13 protein-coding genes and 2 tRNA genes are annotated in these 15,798 nt (G+C 41.3%); 11 read left to right on the top strand and 4 right to left on the bottom strand.

Features of this window, described 5'->3' with window-relative positions; genetic code table 11:
- Nucleotides 1-192 (top strand): hypothetical protein (locus B1202_RS16605; protein ID WP_228145155.1); only part of this gene is annotated, 192 nt, incomplete at its 5' end.
- A gap of 56 nt (nucleotides 193-248) precedes the next feature.
- Here B1202_RS16605 and B1202_RS09960 read toward each other — a convergent pair.
- Nucleotides 249-1,436 (bottom strand): glycerophosphodiester phosphodiesterase, encoded by a 1,188-nt coding sequence (locus tag B1202_RS09960; RefSeq protein WP_078190441.1) that lies wholly within the window; start codon nucleotides 1,434-1,436, stop codon nucleotides 249-251.
- Nucleotides 1,437-1,713: 277 nt separating this feature from the next.
- On the opposite strand from B1202_RS09960, the gene B1202_RS09955 reads away from it, so the two are divergent.
- The 3 genes from B1202_RS09955 to B1202_RS09945 all read left to right on the top strand — a co-directional run bounded on the left by B1202_RS09955 (nucleotide 1,714) and on the right by B1202_RS09945 (nucleotide 7,063).
- The gene (locus tag B1202_RS09955) at nucleotides 1,714-4,815 is read left to right on the top strand and encodes a multidrug efflux RND transporter permease subunit (RefSeq protein ID WP_078190440.1); all 3,102 of its coding nucleotides are present in this window, start codon (nucleotides 1,714-1,716) and stop codon (nucleotides 4,813-4,815) included.
- A 233-nt stretch (nucleotides 4,816-5,048) separates the two neighbouring features.
- Nucleotides 5,049-6,392, top strand: coding sequence for a magnesium transporter (mgtE, locus tag B1202_RS09950; RefSeq protein ID WP_078190439.1), 1,344 nt, complete (start codon nucleotides 5,049-5,051; stop codon nucleotides 6,390-6,392).
- Nucleotides 6,393-6,472: 80 nt separating this feature from the next.
- Nucleotides 6,473-7,063, top strand: coding sequence for a DUF4112 domain-containing protein (locus B1202_RS09945; protein ID WP_078190438.1), 591 nt, complete (start codon nucleotides 6,473-6,475; stop codon nucleotides 7,061-7,063).
- A 148-nt stretch (nucleotides 7,064-7,211) separates the two neighbouring features.
- Here B1202_RS09945 and htpX read toward each other — a convergent pair whose 3' ends face one another.
- Together htpX and B1202_RS09935 are read right to left on the bottom strand one after the other, a co-directional pair.
- Nucleotides 7,212-8,117, bottom strand: a complete 906-nt coding sequence (gene htpX, locus B1202_RS09940; protein WP_078190437.1) for a protease HtpX — start codon at nucleotides 8,115-8,117, stop codon at nucleotides 7,212-7,214.
- Nucleotides 8,118-8,250: 133 nt separating this feature from the next.
- The gene (locus B1202_RS09935) at nucleotides 8,251-9,114 is read right to left on the bottom strand and encodes a lytic transglycosylase domain-containing protein (RefSeq protein ID WP_078190436.1); all 864 of its coding nucleotides are present in this window, start codon (nucleotides 9,112-9,114) and stop codon (nucleotides 8,251-8,253) included.
- A gap of 500 nt (nucleotides 9,115-9,614) precedes the next feature.
- On the opposite strand from B1202_RS09935, the gene ttcA reads away from it, so the two are divergent.
- Both ttcA and B1202_RS09925 read left to right on the top strand, forming a co-directional pair.
- Nucleotides 9,615-10,544 carry a tRNA 2-thiocytidine(32) synthetase TtcA gene (gene ttcA / locus B1202_RS09930; RefSeq protein WP_078190435.1) on the top strand — a complete coding sequence of 310 codons (930 nt, stop codon included), beginning with the start codon at nucleotides 9,615-9,617 and terminating at the stop codon, nucleotides 10,542-10,544.
- A 222-nt stretch (nucleotides 10,545-10,766) separates the two neighbouring features.
- Nucleotides 10,767-11,150 carry an SCP2 sterol-binding domain-containing protein gene (locus B1202_RS09925; RefSeq protein WP_078190434.1) on the top strand — a complete coding sequence of 128 codons (384 nt, stop codon included), beginning with the start codon at nucleotides 10,767-10,769 and terminating at the stop codon, nucleotides 11,148-11,150.
- 76 nt (nucleotides 11,151-11,226) lie between these two features.
- Here the strand turns inward: B1202_RS09925 and B1202_RS09920 are convergent, their stop codons facing one another.
- On the bottom strand, nucleotides 11,227-12,339 hold the full coding sequence (locus tag B1202_RS09920; protein ID WP_078190433.1) for a transglycosylase SLT domain-containing protein: 1,113 nt from the start codon (nucleotides 12,337-12,339) through the stop codon (nucleotides 11,227-11,229).
- A 365-nt stretch (nucleotides 12,340-12,704) separates the two neighbouring features.
- Here B1202_RS09920 and greB point away from each other — a divergent pair, with 365 nt between their 5' ends.
- From greB to B1202_RS09890, 5 genes are all read left to right on the top strand, one after another.
- The gene (gene greB / locus B1202_RS09910) at nucleotides 12,705-13,199 is read left to right on the top strand and encodes a transcription elongation factor GreB (RefSeq protein WP_078190431.1); all 495 of its coding nucleotides are present in this window, start codon (nucleotides 12,705-12,707) and stop codon (nucleotides 13,197-13,199) included.
- 86 nt (nucleotides 13,200-13,285) lie between these two features.
- A tRNA-Ser gene (locus tag B1202_RS09905) sits at nucleotides 13,286-13,375 on the top strand.
- A gap of 229 nt (nucleotides 13,376-13,604) precedes the next feature.
- A tRNA-Ser gene (locus B1202_RS09900) sits at nucleotides 13,605-13,694 on the top strand.
- A 165-nt stretch (nucleotides 13,695-13,859) separates the two neighbouring features.
- Nucleotides 13,860-14,612, top strand: a complete 753-nt coding sequence (locus B1202_RS09895; protein WP_078190430.1) for a class II aldolase/adducin family protein — start codon at nucleotides 13,860-13,862, stop codon at nucleotides 14,610-14,612.
- A gap of 115 nt (nucleotides 14,613-14,727) precedes the next feature.
- Nucleotides 14,728-15,795, top strand: a complete 1,068-nt coding sequence (locus tag B1202_RS09890; protein ID WP_078190429.1) for a 4-phosphoerythronate dehydrogenase — start codon at nucleotides 14,728-14,730, stop codon at nucleotides 15,793-15,795.
- Nucleotides 15,796-15,798 lie beyond the last annotated feature (3 nt).

The raw sequence follows: 15,798 nt of genomic DNA, 5'->3' as shown, positions 1-15,798 counted from the left end.
ACAGCTCCGACAGCTCCGACAGCTCCGACAGCTCCGACAGCTCCGACAGCTCCGACAGCTCCGACAGCTCCGACAGCTCCGACAGCTCCGACAGCTCCGACAGCTCCGACAGCTCCGACAGCTCCGACAGCTCCAGCACCTCAGCCAGTGGCAACGCAGTCAGCCGCAGAATATTTGGCAAACCCGCTTTAAGATTTCCGTTGAACAATAAAAAAGACGCCTCGGCGTCTTTTTTCATTTTAGGAAAATTAGGGCTTTTGCAGTTGCGTTAAGGTTTTACGTGCCAGTCCTGGATCATCGGCAAATACACCATCTACACCAGCTTTATAGAAGTTTTCAAATTCTTTAGCTGCACCCGTATCACAACGTTCGGTCGCCACTGAGTTACATTTTAAATAGTCAGGTAAAAAACCATTTTCAGGTCTGAGCGTATAAGGATGGACTTTCAAACCAGCAGCATGGGCATCTTTGACAAAACTGGTTTGTTTAAATTCAGTGTTTGAAAAGATATACGTTTTACTTGGGCCTACACCATCTGCATATTTTGCAACTGATTTTAGGCCTTCTGCTGTTGCTAAGCTTGCATAATTTTGAGGTGAGCTTTGTTGCTGTAAGTCACCCGGTATTGCAGTTGGGCTATCTAATAATTGAATAATTTTGCCATGTTTGAGGGTTTTCTTTTGCGTGAGTTGATCACGTAAGTATTTAAGATTGGTGGTTTCAAAGGACTGTAAATATACAGGCGCGATTTCACGTGTATAACTGTATTTGGCAAGCGTGGAGAGTAAATGATCTTCCATGGCTAGATTTTGCTGTTGGAAAAATGTTGGATGCTTGGTTTCAATATATAAACCAACAATTTTCCCAGTTTTTTTATAGTGAGCGTCGGCAAGTTCAATGATTTGTTCGAGCGTTGGGATGCTGTATTGATCATTATATTGAGTGTTATTAGGGCGATATTGAGCAATACGCTCACGTGCTTTTACATTTTGAGTCAGTTCATTCAAATTAAAGTCTTCTGTAAACCATCCTGTATAGTCGATGCCATCGATTCTTTTGGTGGTTTTTCGATCCGAAAATTGTGACAGCGTACTAATATTGGTTGTCCCTGAAATTTCACTTTCATGGCGCGCAATCAGATAGCCATCCTTGGTTGGTACTAAATCGGGTTCGATAAAATCCGCACCATCATCAATCGCTTTTTGATATGCGGCAAGGGTATGCTCAGGTCGCAAAGCACTGGCACCGCGATGCCCAACAATGACAAAACCTGTATCAGGCAAAATAGGGGGCTTGGTGACATGGGTTTTATCGTCATCCGAATTACATGCAGATAAACCGAAAACGCTAAAAAGGAGCAGTGAAGACACGCCCCATGAGGAATTCACTTTGCTTGTTATCGCTATATTCAACTGCTTTGTTAATTGTTTTTGCATGGCTGCCTCGGCATCTTTTTATTGAAATGAATGATGTTGCAGGCATACATTGCAGGGCAGTGGCTAAGGCTTCATGACAGAGGCAGTTTTGTCACATAAATTTACTAAAATAGCTGAAGTGGAAGCTCTCCATATTTTCTACATATTTAACTCGAAGCAAGGTTTTTATGTAGTCTATGCTTGTAATCAAGCTCATTGTGATTGATTATCAATAAGATTTTTTGAAAAAATTCAATCTACATTTTTTATTTCATTAATTGAAAAGTGACATGGACTGATGCTGTCTAAGTTTTTTATTTATCGACCGATTTTTGCAGGTGTCTTGGCGATCATCGTCATGGCGCTCGGGCTATTTGCTGTCCTCAATTTACCGGTAGAGCGCTATCCAGATATTGCGCCACCACGAATTACGGTCAGCGCAAGTTATAGCGGTGCGTCTGCAGAAACAGTTGAGGAAAGTGTCACACAAGTGCTTGAACAACAAATTAAAGGAATTGATCACCTTTTATATTTTAGTTCAAGCAGCGACTCTTCAGGTCGAAGCCGGATCAGTATCAGTTTTGAAAATGGTACTGACCCAGATACCGCTCAAGTACAAGTACAAAATGCCATAAATGGGGTAATCAATCGGCTGCCTGAAGATGTGCAGCGCCAAGGGGTAAATGTCTATAAATCCCTAGGTGATACCCATATGGTTATCGGCCTCTATGATGAGACCGGCAAGAGTTCGAATATCGAACTTGGCGACTATATGATGACGCATCTAGAACAGGATATTGCTCGAATTGAGGGGATCGGTGAAGTTGATGTTTTTGGTTCACAATTTGCCATGCGCATTTGGCTCAATCCACTGAAGCTGAAGCAATATAGCCTCATGCCCAGTGATATCCGTGCGGCTGTTGAATCACAAAATACGCAGGTGGCCGCCGGCGCTGTAGGTGAATTGCCGAGTGTTTCGGATCAATATCTCAATGCTAAAGTCACTTCAGGTTCACGTTTAAAGTCAGTTGAAGAATTTGAAAATATTATTGTCAAATCTGCACGAGACGGCAGTTTTGTCTATTTAAAAGACGTTGCACGCGTTGAATTGGGTGCGGAAAATTATTCAGGGGTCAATACCATTAACGGTTATCCATCTTCAGGGATGGGGATCTCATTGGCTTCTGGGGCAAACGCACTTGAAACCTCAGCCTTAATTAAGCAAGAAATTGAACAGTTAGCGAAGCAATTACCTGCCGGTTATAAAATTGTTTATCCACGGGATAACACGCCATTTGTACAAGAATCCATTAAAGAAGTGGTGAAAACATTATTTGAAGCCGTTTTACTGGTGGTTTTGGTGATGTTTATCTTCTTACAAAATTGGCGAGCAACGCTGATTCCTGCGATTACCGTGCCTGTGGTGATTCTTGGGACTTTAGCGATTTTATATGCTTTGGGCATGACCATTAACACGCTCACGTTGTTTGCATTGGTACTGGCTATCGGTCTGTTGGTCGATGATGCGATTGTTGTGGTGGAAAACGTCGAACGTTTAATGCATGAACAACAGTTAACAGCAAAACAAGCGGCCATCGAGTCGATGCATGAAATTAGCGGGGCATTAATCGGGATTACTTTGGTATTAACCGCTGTATTCATTCCTATGGCGTTCTTTGGTGGTTCAACGGGCGTGATCTATAGACAATTTTCCATCACACTTGTGGCTGCAATGGGCTTGTCATTGATGGTTGCGCTGATTTTAACCCCTGCATTATGTGCCTTAATTTTAAAACCCAATCCGAAACCACAGCGCTGGGCGATTTGGTTTAACGCCAAATTAGAGATTTTAAAAACAAAATATTTGACACTTGCACAAGCCACGGTTCGTTATCGCTTTTGGACGGTGGTGTTGTTTGCGGGGCTCATTACGGTATTTGCTTTGTTTTATCGTGCGTTGCCGACCAGTTTTATTCCTAGTGAAGACCAAGGTATTTTGAGTGTGCAACTTAAATTACAAGAAGGCGCACCGATGTCTAAAAGTCGGGAGGTTGGTGAACAAATTCGACAGTACTTTTTGAGTGAAGAAAAGCAAAATGTCGATTTGGTGATGATTCGTTATGGACGAAATTTTTCTGGTACGGGTCAAAACTTAGGGCAAGGCTTTATTGCACTGAAGCATTGGGATGAACGCTCAGGACAACACAATTCAGCGCAAGCGATTCGTGAACGTGCTATGAAACATTTTAAAAAGTTCAACAATGCACAAATCAATGTCAGCATGCCGTCTTCAGTCAGTGGTCTTGGGCAAACCGATGGTCTGGAGTTTTGGCTGCGAGATATGAATGGCGAAGGTCGTGCTTATCTCGATGCGCAATTTAAAAGCTTGCAAGAGAAATCTGCACAATATAGTAGTTTCGAAAATTTAGACAAACGCTCTAACCCAGACAAAGCTGAACTGAAAGTTGATATTGATCAAAAACAAGCGATGGCGATGGGTTTAACTCAAAATGCGATTAATAGCACCATAAGTAGTGCATGGGGTGGGAGTTATATCAACGATTTCGTCGACCGTGGACGTATTAAACGCGTCATGATGCAGGCAGATGCAGAATTCCGTTCTAAACCAGAAGATTTGGCTTATTGGCATGTACGTAATGACCAAAATGAAATGATTCCATTTAGTAATTTTTCAACCATTGGTTGGAGTGGCGGCCCAGAAGTCGTCAATCGCTTTATGGGATACACCGCTTTGCAAATGGAAGCGGATACAGCCAAAAATGTCTCAAGTGGACAAGCCATGCAGGATGTTAAAGCCTTAGTTGATCAGGTGCCTGGTGTGGATGTAGCATGGAGTGGATTATCTTTTGAAGAGCAAAAATCAAGTCATCAAGCGATTTGGCTATATTTGGTCTCAATTGGATTTATTTTCCTCTGTCTTGCCGCTCTATATGAAAGTTGGAGTATTCCAACTGCTGTCATGAGTGCGATTCCACTCGGGATTGGCGGTAATATCCTGTTTAGCTACATGACTGGTTTTCCAAATGACATCTACTTTCAAATTGCTCTGCTAACGACCATTGGTCTATCGTGTAAAAATGCGATCTTGATTGTAGAGTTTGCAGCGATGGCACAAGAAAAAGGCAAACATGTGATCGATGCTGCAATGGAAGGCGCAGCACTTCGTTTACGTCCTATTTTAATGACCTCTTTAGCATTTGGTGCAGGGGTTGTTCCTTTAGCTCTTGCTTTTGGTGCAGGTGCAGCCAGTCGTCAAGAGATTGGGGTAAGCGTACTCGGTGGGGTAATATTCGGTACGGTCTTGGTGCTGATCTTTATTCCGTTTATGTATGTGATGGTCCGATCTATTTTTAAAATCAAGCCAGTGTCTGAAACCTAGAAATAATTCACGCACAGCGTATCGCTCTAGTAAAAGCCACCGTTAAAGCTTGAGTACATCGCGGTGGCTTTTTTATGTCGCCAAATTTATGTCACCAAACTTTCGACAGGGAATGTTCACGGAGAATTTTCGCAAACAACGTTCATATAGAACATATTGAAGAGATTTGAAACTCTTCAGTTTATCCTTCAATATGTGCTCTACATAGAAAGATTAAAATAAGAGTGAATTGAATGGCGGATTTAATACAAAGACAGCGTGAAATTTCCGCTTTGCTGCAACAACAAAATTATGAAGCGGCAGTACAAGCTTTACAGCCCCTGAACTACGCTGATCAGGCACGCTTAATTCAGCAATTTCCAATTGAAGATCAAATCGAGTTACTTTCAGGTTTAGCGCATCAAGGCTTGGTTTTTGAGTTTTTTCCGTTTGAGTTACAGAGACAGTTGATTTCGCGTTATCCACTGCGTCTACAAATTGAATTATTTGATGACATGCATTCTGATGATGCAACGGATCTATATAAAAGTTTAACTGATGCAGAACAAGATCGGATTTACCAACAACTTGATCAAGATACCCAAGAGCATCTAAAGGCGTTATCTGCATATGCAGAAGAGTCTGCAGGTGCAATCATGAGTTCAGACTATGTCAGTATGCCTGCTGACTTTACCATGCAACAAGCCATAGAGGCCTTGCGCCATGAAGCGCATGACCGAGAAACCCTGTATTTAATTTATGTCACCAATGATCAGTCTCAATTAGAAGGGGTGATTTCACTGCGGCAAATTTTGCAGGCCGATCGTGATGCACGGATTCAACAGGTGATGACCAAAGATGTGGTGACCGGCTGGATAGATGAAGACCAAGAGAGTATTGCGCGAAAACTGGCTGAATATGATTTTATGGCCTTGCCGATTGTGGATCATGCCCTGCGTTTGATGGGGATTGTCACCTATGATGATGCGATGGATGTAGTACAAGCTGAAACCACTGAAGACTTTTTAAAAGCCAGTGCGGTGAGTACCGAACCGGGTATGAGCATAAAGAAAGCACCGATTTTAAAGTTGTACCAAAAGCGGGTGTTCTGGTTGGTGATATTGGTCTTTGGCAGTTTATTGTCCGGTTTAGGTATTTCCTATTATGAAGACATCATTGCAGCACATATCGTCTTGGTTTTTTTCTTACCCTTACTGGTCGGAAGTGGAGGCAATGCGGGTTCTCAGTCTGCGACCTTAATGGTGCGAGCGCTTGCCACTGGGGATGTAAACATTCGAGATTGGTTTTATTTGTTGGGACGGGAGACGCTCGTCGCGCTTTGCCTCGGTGGAACCATGGCCATTGCTGTATCGATTCTAGGCTACTACCGTGGTGATGCAATCGTCGCTTTGGTCTTGGCTTTAAGTATGATGGGCATCGTATTGCTCGGTTGTTTAATTGGCATGAGTTTGCCCTTTGTACTCAACAAGTTGAAGCTCGATCCTGCAAGTGCTTCTGCACCTTTGGTGACCTCGATTTGTGATGCGACTGGCGTGGTGGTGTATTTGATGATTGCATCGCAATTGCTCAATTTATAAAGATTAGCATTTTGCTACAGATTGAAGACTTCTAATATGTTTTAATCTCAGTGATTTACACGGTTTTTATTGGATAAAACATGACTGAACCATTAAAACAAAAAATGTCAAAGCAAGAAGTCATTCGTCTTGAACGTGATCTCGCAAAGTTTGCCAATATGATGGACTCGGTGGTTCGAATTCCATTTACCCGACAAGGGGTAGGTGCAGATGCAGCGTTGAGTACCATTCCGGTCGCTGGTGATATCGCAGGATTCGTCTTGACCTGCTATGCCGTCTATAAAGCGAAACAGATTGGCGTACCACAAGCCAAATTAAATGGTGTGATGAAACTCGCGGTTATGGATGCTGTTGTGGGGTTTATTCCTGTTGCAGGGACGATCTTCGATGTGTTTATTCGACCGAGCCGTAAAGCTTTAGATGTCGTACATACACATATTCGTGAAGAATATCAAATCAGTACAGATCAACATGTGGTACATCCGTTTTTACATGAAAAATTAGAAGAGAAACAACAGCAATCGGCTTTTTGGCGTAACCCTGTGGTTGCATGGTTATGGATCCATATTCCAGACATACTCGGGATGATTTTCTTATTGGTGTTTATCTTTGCAATTTATATGGGCGGTTCATTGCTTTGGCAATGGTTAAAGGCCAATGGGGTATTGTAGAGAGAAATGCACTGTTGCTTGAGCGCGATCAATGAAAGGCTATTCAACTGAAAGATGATTGATAAAACGGTAAACGTTGTGAGAAAAAATTAGACTCAAAAAAAGCCTCCATAGGGAGGCTTTTTCATGACTTACATCAGATGCTCGATTATGGGCAATCTAATTGTTGTAAAGCCGCAACACGTTGTTCAATCGTTGGGTGTGTTTGGAACAATGCAGCTAAGCTGAAACCTTGTTCTTGACCCGCAGAAATAGCAAAGGCTTTCATTTCTTTTGGCATTTGATCTGGCATTTCAGATTCTGCTTGTAAACGTAACAAGGCAGAAATCATCGCTTGTTTACCTGCTAGACGCGCACCAGCTTCATCGGCACGGTATTCACGGTAGCGAGAGAACCACATCACAATGGCAGACGCTGCGATACCAAAGACAATATCTAATACAATCGTAATAACGAAATATGCGATACCCGGTGCTTCACCATCTTCACGACCGAAGACATTACGGTCGATAAAGTCACCTGCTACACGTGCAAAGAACATGACAAAGGCGTTGACTACACCTTGCACCAAAGCAAGGGTCACCATGTCACCATTGGCTACGTGACCAATTTCGTGAGCGAGTACGGCACGGAGTTCATCTTTGTTCATACGCTCCAGTAGACCGGTAGAAACCGCCACTAAAGCATCATTTTTGTTCCAGCCTGTTGCAAAGGCATTTGACTGGTACGATGGGAAAATACCCACTTCTGGCATTTTGATACCAGAACGTTGTGCCAGTTGCGCAACTTCGTTGAGTAACCATGCTTCAGCTTGGCTACGTGGTGCATTAGGGTCAATCAGCTCTGTACCCGTGGTTTTTTTCGCCATCCATTTTGACATGAATAGTGAGATCATCGAACCCACCATACCGAAAACAAAACAGATAACGAGCAAGTTGCCTAAGTTTAAGCCGCCTGCACCGTGGTAACTACCGACACCGAAGAGTGACAAGATTATGCCAGCTACAACCAGTACCGCGAGGTTGGTCAGCAAGAACAAACCAATCCGCATCATTGGGTAAATCCTCTTATTATAGAAAAATGATCTGATTTACAAATAAAAATCATTAAACTCAATATGAGGTGAAAGTCTTAAAATTTCAAGGAAAAATTAGTAAAACAGATGCAATTTTACAAAATCAGTGATTTTATTCATTGAAATAAATGCGCGCTGAGGCAGACGCATTTGCTGTCGCAAATGAACCTGAAGGTGCATCGGTAAAACTACCATTGTCCGTTTGAATAATTTGACGTGCTGGAGACTTGGCTACAGTAGGGGCAGCAGCTTGATAATTGTCCGAACTGGCAATAATCCGACCACTATTTGAAGTGCTATTTGAATTGCTCGAACCCGAGACACTTAAACTACCTGCATATAGGTTGCTGTAGCGACTAGTGACACGGCGGACATAATCTTGTGTTTCACGAAAAGGAGGGATGCCACCATATTTTGCGACATTGCCTTCACCTGCGTTATAACCAGCTAAGGCAAGTGAGGTGTTGCCATTAAAACGTTTCAGTAGCCAAGATAAATAGCGCGCACCAGCCATAATGTTCTGATGTGGATCGTAGGCATTCGATACATTGAAGCGACGTGCTGTAGCAGGCATGAGTTGCATTAAACCTTGCGCACCGACGGGTGAGCGTGCATTGGTGTTAAAACCAGATTCGGTATGCATCACCGCTTTGATCAGACCTTCGGAAACACCATGTTGGGCCGCGGCTTGTTTAATAATATTGTCAAAGGCATTTTTATTACGGCTATAACTTGGCAACACAGACGCTTCATTTGAGCCCCAGTTACTATAACTATGGATATTACTGTCCGGATAGTAGGTTTTTTTCTCGACTTTCAGATTGCTATAGCGGCCTTGTTTATTGGTCAGTAGCGTTGTGCCGTTACTTTCACGTAATTGATAGATCGTTTGGCCGGCAAAAATGCTCGGTGCAGCTAAATTGATAGCCACACTTCCACTTAATAACAGCCCCAAAGTCCAAGTATTGTTTTTCATTTTATTGTGAAGAAAAAAATTCTGTCCCCAAACAGTTAAAATAGAGTTTATCAAAAAAAAATCAGATGAAAAGGCTTCGAGGGCTGATTTCTTCTTTACTTTGTAAAAATCAAGTCATTTTGATGATTCAATAATCAAAAAAAATATTTATTTTTTTTTAATGAGCATAACTTGACACATCTAAAGCATTGATAAATAAGTAATAATAAAATGATCAAAAAATGATCAATTTAAATAGAAGCCTTAAAATAAGGGCAGCTCACCGTGTCAAGTCATTTAAAATCCACAAAGTTATCCACAGCTTTTGTGGACAACTGTGGAAAAGTCCAAAAGATAAGCGTTTCGCCTAAAAAATGAACTCGACCGTATAAAATAATGCGCTGAGGATTACGTGATCATGACAGTATTTTTACTTTTTTCGGAAATTACATTCTTTTGATGCGAGAAGTCTGCGAATCGGATAAAATTGCGCGGTATTTTTTTTTAGGTTTAACTCGTCTATGTTCTCGCCAGTTGAGTCCGAACAAGGATTTAATTTCAAACCAGAACTACCAACTAGCTCTGCGTATTATCGTTTATTGAAAAAGCTACGCCGTCAGGTCGGTCATGCCATTCGTGATTTTAAAATGATCGAAGAGGGCGACAAGGTGATGGTCTGTATTTCAGGCGGTAAAGACAGTTATACCTTGCTCGACATTTTGTTGCAGTTTAAGCGTATTGCACCGATTAATTTTGATGTGGTTGCGGTCAACCTTGACCAAAAACAACCGGGTTTCCCTGAAGACGTATTGCCACGTTATTTAGAAGAAAACAAAATTCCGTATTACATCTTAGAAAAAGATACCTACAGCATTACCAAACGTTTAACGCCAGAAGGTAAAACGTATTGTGCAGTGTGCTCACGTTTACGTCGTGGTTCGTTATACGGCTTTGCTCAAGAAATTGGGGCGACGAAAGTGGCATTAGGTCATCATCGTGATGATATTTTGGCGACGTTCTTCTTGAACTTGTTCCATGGCGGTAGCTTAAAAGCCATGCCACCGAAATTATTGTCTTCTGACAAAAAGAACATTTTGATTCGTCCACTGGCTTATGTGGAAGAAAAAGACATCATCAAATATGCAGAAATGCGTAAGTTCCCAATTATCCCATGTAATTTGTGTGGTTCTCAGGAAAACTTACAGCGTGCAATGTTAAATGACATGCTGCGTACTTGGGATAAAGAATTTCCAAAACGTTTACACAGTATTTTTGGTGCATTGCAAAATGTATCGCCTTCACAACTGGCTGACCGTGAGTTATTCGACTTTGAAGCCTTGGATGAACAACGCGAATTTGACTTCAAAAATAGCGAAAGTTGTTCAACTGAAGAAGGTGAGCCTGAAAGCAAACGCATTAACATGGTGAACTTAGGGTTTATGGCAGATTAAGCCGAAAACTTCATCACGCAAAAGGCATTCTACGGAATGCCTTTTTTATGCTTATGATTTTTCTCATTTTGTTGTTAAATAGTTAAATATTGAACGGTGCGTACAAAAAACTTTAGCCTTTTCGCAAATGATCATGCTATAACAAGCCTCAAGCAAAATATGCTTGCACTGATGTTGTCCGGAACGGCAACACACACGAACAAAATAAATTGAGGAAAGATCATGCCTGCTTTTTTAACTGATGATTGGTTTTCAACTGTAGAAACTCTGACAGCTCAAGCTGGTGATTTAAACTTACCACCTGCATTGGCTAATCTTGCAATTAACCTTGTGGTTGCTGACGCTGCAGGCAATACTGAATTGTCATTAGACGGTGGTGCAATTAAAAAAGGTTTATCTTCAAACGCGAAAACAACGTTGAACATGGATGCTGAAACATTACGTAAAGTATTCCTTGAGTTTGATATGGCTGCAGCGATGCAAGCGTTTATGACTGGAAAAATTAAAGTACAAGGTGATATGTCACAATTGATGGCATTGCAAACTGCAAAACCAAGTACTGAGCAAAAAGATTTATTCAAAAAAGTACTTGAGCAAACTGCTTAAGTCCAAAATGAAAAAAGCTTACCCGAAGGTAAGCTTTTTTTTGTGCACTCACATGTAAATGTTAGATGGACGCATATTAGATATTCACCAGTTGTGGTGTGGTTTTAATATGTTCCAAATAAGCACGAATACGTGTGACATATTGCACAGCTTGACGATAACGACCATTGCTGGCTTTGTTACGGTCGAGATAAGCATATAAGTTCACCCACTTATTCGGGTTTTTACCCTGAGCTTGGATGCGCTTTTGAATCTGACTTACAGCACCAGGACCCATGTTATACGCCACTAAGGCATACCAATTACGATCTGGGTATGGAATGTTGCTATAACGGTTTAGCATTTGGTCATAGTACTTAGCACCACCCTGAATGCTTTGTGTCGCATCTGTACGGTTGCTGACACCCATGGCTTTAGCTGTACTGTAGGTCAGCATCATAATGCCACGAACACCCGTCGGGGATACCGAGTCAGGTTTGAGGTATGACTCTTGATAACCAATCGCTGCCAATAAATGCCAATCAAGATCATATTGCTTGGCCGTGTTTTTAAAACTTGCCTTATAGATTGGCATACGTTTACTTAAATCACGTTGAATCACATTCCAAGAATCTTGTTTGACCACATTACGGTTGTAGAACGAAGCCAACTGTCCAATTGCGCCATTTTGTTTGGCACGGCAAATAAAGCCACTCGCGGTTTGGCTGAGTGGATCATCTGCATTTTTAAATACCCAGTTTAAGTTGCTATTTAAACCATTTTTTTTCAAAGAAACGGTATCACCACAACTGGCTGAAAATGAAGTCAAGTGCTTGGCTTCAATGGTACTCATTTCGGCAGTGGTCATAGCAAAATTGGCTTGACCTTTGGCAACCATTTTTAAAGCAGTGGCATTGTCATTCACTGTTTTAAAATCTAATTGGACATTTAAACTTTCTGCATAGTTACGTGCAAGGTCGTAACCAAAACCATGTCGATGTTTACCATCCTGAAAAACAATGTCAGGATTGGCAACGGCAACAACAGTGAGTTTATTACTGTTGACGACAGCATCATATTGATGAGCTGTTTTGCTGGCATTAATACTGTGAAAAGGAATTAAGACAGTACTGAGTGCAAGCGCTTTAAATGGGAGAGAGTTAAAAGAGTTAAGGCAAAGCCTCGACCCAGAAGTTGAACTACTGTGCATGTTGTCTCCGCTACAAGTAATTTATGCCCTAAAAAGCAAAGGCAAACACGCCTCAGACTTTTTCAAGTTTGATAAATTCAATAAGGGTTGGGCAGTCATGACGTCATTCAAAAATGACTAGGGGTTTTCGGGAAATGTGTAGAAAATTTACACTGGATAAAAATTAAACAAGCCTAAAAGATGTGCGCATAATAATGAGCAAAAAAATACTTGTCAAATTTTGTACGAAAAAATATTAAAATATGTAACATAAATAATTGATTTTGTTTGCGAATAAATTTTATATACTTTGCCTGTGTAGAAATGGAGGATAAAATAGGCATGTTTTGTAAAAATCAGCGCTTGCTCAAGGCCGAAAAATCATCATGAAATCTAACTTAATTACCCGTGGTGGACACGATTTATTGGTCGTTGAACTTCAACATTTATGGCATGAAGAACGACCTGAAATTACCAAAAAAGTGAACTGGGCGGCCAGTCTTGGCGACCGTTCGGAAAACGCAGATTATCAATACAATAAGCAATTGTTACGCAAAATTGACCGACGTGTTCGCTATTTGGGAAAACGTTTGGAAGAGCTTCGTATTATCGATTATTCACCCGAACAAAAAGGGAAAGTCTATTTTGGGGCGTGGGTCGATATTGAAAATGATGAAGGCGAACAAAAAACGCTAAGGATCGTGGGGGTAGATGAAATTTATGATCATCATCCGCAGCATATCTCAATTGATTCACCTATGGCTCGAGCACTCTTGTCAAAGCAAGTGGATGATGAGGTCGAAGTCCTGACCCCGCTGGGGAAAAAATGTTGGTATATCAATTCAATTCGTTATGAAATGGGCGAAAGTACTGAAAAATAACAAACTGCTCTTATTTTGTTCATTTGGACGTGTTTTTTACAAAATAATTTGCCATTGTTGAAATTTATTTATATGATGGCGGCCATGGAAGCGTGGCAGAGCGGTTTAATGCACCGGTCTTGAAAACCGACGAGGGCGCGAGTCCTCCGTGAGTTCGAATCTCACCGCTTCCGCCATATTCAAAAACCCTGATGTTTTTAACATCAGGGTTTTTTTATGTGCGTAAATTTTGGCAATGCAATTTGCCTTGATTTCAATTCAATACATATTGATTGAGCATCTATTTTTCTGACCTAAGCCAAAATTTTACAATCGCCTAAATTTTGTATGAACGATTCGCCAAGTGTTCAAAATAAGGCAAAATAATTTGCCAATCTGAATTTTTATTTATATGATAGCGGCCATGGAAGCGTGGCAGAGCGGTTTAATGCACCGGTCTTGAAAACCGACGAGGGCGCGAGTCCTCCGTGAGTTCGAATCTCACCGCTTCCGCCATATTCAAAAACCCCAATGTTTTACATTGGGGTTTTTTATTGCCTAAATTTTTTGAATAGTTTTTTTCTACAGGCGAAGCTGATATACAGCATGGATATGACATGCTATTAATTATTCACAATAAACAGAAAACAAGATCAATCGATTGAGAAAAGGAATTCACCCATGCAAAAACCAGAGCTTATTCATGAACTGGAATGGCAAGCGCGTTGTCAATTGGCGGCACTGTATCGCTTGGTGGCTTATTATAAAATGACCGACTTAATTGATACCCATATCAGCCTGCGTTTAAGTCATGAACCTGAGCATTTTTTGATTAATCGTTATGGTGTGACCTTTGACAAAATGACGGCTTCTGATTTGGTTAAAATTGATCATGAAGGTAAAATTTTTGAAGCCTATGATGCAGGGAAGATGGTGAATGTCGCAGGCTTTGTGATTCATTCTGCCTTACATCATGCACGTGCAAATATTAATTGTGTGATTCATACGCATACTGCTGATGGCGTGGCAGTTTCTGCACAGGAACAAGGATTATTACCAATTTCACAACATGCGTTAAAGTTCTATCAGAACATTGCTTATCATGAATATGAAGGCATTGCCTTTTCAACTGAAGAGCGTGAACGATTGGTGCATGATATGGGGCATTATCGCTGCATGATTTTACGCAATCACGGTTTGCTTGCGACTGGGGATAGTGTGGCACGGGCATTTCATGAAATTTACTTTTTAGAACGAGCTTGTCAAATTCAAGTAAAAGCATTGTCGAGTGCTACATTGCATTATCCAAGTCCGAAGGTTTGTGAACATACGTTGCAGCAGTTTGAAAATCCGATGGCCGAGCCCATTATTCAAGCGGCTTGGCAGGCGGCCTTGTCTTTAATTGAAGATCAGCAATCAGATTATTGTCGCTAATATAATTTTCAATCATCAATATTGTAGATTGAAGGCACTGTGCCTTATGTGCAGAAGAATAGTCATGGCTTAAGCAACGCGTTATCATGTTCGTAGTGGAATTATGAGATGAACTATGAAAATCGTTGCAGATGAAAATCTGGCATTTACTGAGTATTTTTTTGCCGAATTTGGTGAAATAAAGCAAGCGGCAGGTCGAACATTGACCCATGAGGATGTCAAAGAAGCCGATGCATTATTGGTACGATCAGTGACTCAAGTAAATGCAGAGTTAATTCAACAGACCGCACTCAAATTTGTCGGTAGTGCTACGATTGGAACAGATCATTTAGATATTAATGCTCTAGAAAAGCAGGGCATTGCTTGGTCAAATGCCGCAGGTTGTAATGCACAAGCGGTTGCCGAATATGTGATTACAGCATTGCTCTACATTAAACCTGAATTGTTGAATGCAAATGAACAATTTACCTTGGGTATCGTTGGTTTAGGTAATGTCGGTTCACGTTTGGCCGTCATGGCAGAATTATTCGGTTGGAATGTCATTGGCTATGATCCATTTGTGCAATCTGATCAGGTGAAACAAGTTGAATTTGCAGAACTGTTAAAAAATGCAGATGCGATTAGTACCCATGTGCCACTGACCAAAGAGGGAGAACATCCAACCTATCATTTAATCAATGCTACTGTGCTTGCTGCTATGAAGCCTTCAGCGATTTTGATTAATTCCGCGCGTGGGCCAGTGGTCGAAGAATCTGCCTTAATTGCCGATATTCAACAGACACAGCGTAAAGTGGTCTTAGACGTTTTTGAACATGAGCCAGAGATTTCAGCAGCGTTGTTAGATTTAATTTACGTGGTGACACCGCATATTGCAGGCTATAGCTTGGAAGGTAAAGCGCGTGGCACACAGATGATCTATGAAGCATTCTGTCAAACTTTCAATCAAGCTATAAATAAAGCTTTTGAAAATCAGTTGCCCGTCTGTGAACAGTATTTTACGAGTACTGACTTTAAGACGGTATTACAGCGTTACTTAAAAGATATTTACGACATCGCTCGTGATGATGCCAACTTACGTGCGTGCCTAAAAGACGGCAAAGTGGATCAAAAAGCCTTTGATTATTTACGTAAAACCTATCCTTTACGCCGTGAATGGGCTGCACATGGAGGCCCAGCAGCATGAGTC

It is taken from the genome of Acinetobacter amyesii (genome assembly GCF_002018365.1).
GTDB classification, from domain to species: Bacteria; Pseudomonadota; Gammaproteobacteria; order Pseudomonadales; family Moraxellaceae; genus Acinetobacter; species Acinetobacter amyesii.
The sequence above is the reverse complement of the archived record's forward strand: the minus strand, read 5'-3'. Positions and strand labels throughout refer to the sequence as shown.

What these genes read in the sequence shown, in the direction of transcription:
- B1202_RS09960 (WP_078190441.1), bottom strand. Translation starts at nt 1,436, where the DNA reads ATGCAAAAACAATTAACAAAGCAGTTGAATATAGCGATAACAAGCAAA.
- B1202_RS09955 (WP_078190440.1), top strand. Translation starts at nt 1,714, where the DNA reads ATGCTGTCTAAGTTTTTTATTTATCGACCGATTTTTGCAGGTGTCTTG.
- mgtE (WP_078190439.1), top strand. Translation starts at nt 5,049, where the DNA reads ATGGCGGATTTAATACAAAGACAGCGTGAAATTTCCGCTTTGCTGCAA.
- B1202_RS09945 (WP_078190438.1), top strand. Translation starts at nt 6,473, where the DNA reads ATGACTGAACCATTAAAACAAAAAATGTCAAAGCAAGAAGTCATTCGT.
- htpX (WP_078190437.1), bottom strand. Translation starts at nt 8,117, where the DNA reads ATGATGCGGATTGGTTTGTTCTTGCTGACCAACCTCGCGGTACTGGTT.
- B1202_RS09935 (WP_078190436.1), bottom strand. Translation starts at nt 9,114, where the DNA reads ATGAAAAACAATACTTGGACTTTGGGGCTGTTATTAAGTGGAAGTGTG.
- ttcA (WP_078190435.1), top strand. Translation starts at nt 9,615, where the DNA reads ATGTTCTCGCCAGTTGAGTCCGAACAAGGATTTAATTTCAAACCAGAA.
- B1202_RS09925 (WP_078190434.1), top strand. Translation starts at nt 10,767, where the DNA reads ATGCCTGCTTTTTTAACTGATGATTGGTTTTCAACTGTAGAAACTCTG.
- B1202_RS09920 (WP_078190433.1), bottom strand. Translation starts at nt 12,339, where the DNA reads ATGCACAGTAGTTCAACTTCTGGGTCGAGGCTTTGCCTTAACTCTTTT.
- greB (WP_078190431.1), top strand. Translation starts at nt 12,705, where the DNA reads ATGAAATCTAACTTAATTACCCGTGGTGGACACGATTTATTGGTCGTT.
- B1202_RS09895 (WP_078190430.1), top strand. Translation starts at nt 13,860, where the DNA reads ATGCAAAAACCAGAGCTTATTCATGAACTGGAATGGCAAGCGCGTTGT.
- B1202_RS09890 (WP_078190429.1), top strand. Translation starts at nt 14,728, where the DNA reads ATGAAAATCGTTGCAGATGAAAATCTGGCATTTACTGAGTATTTTTTT.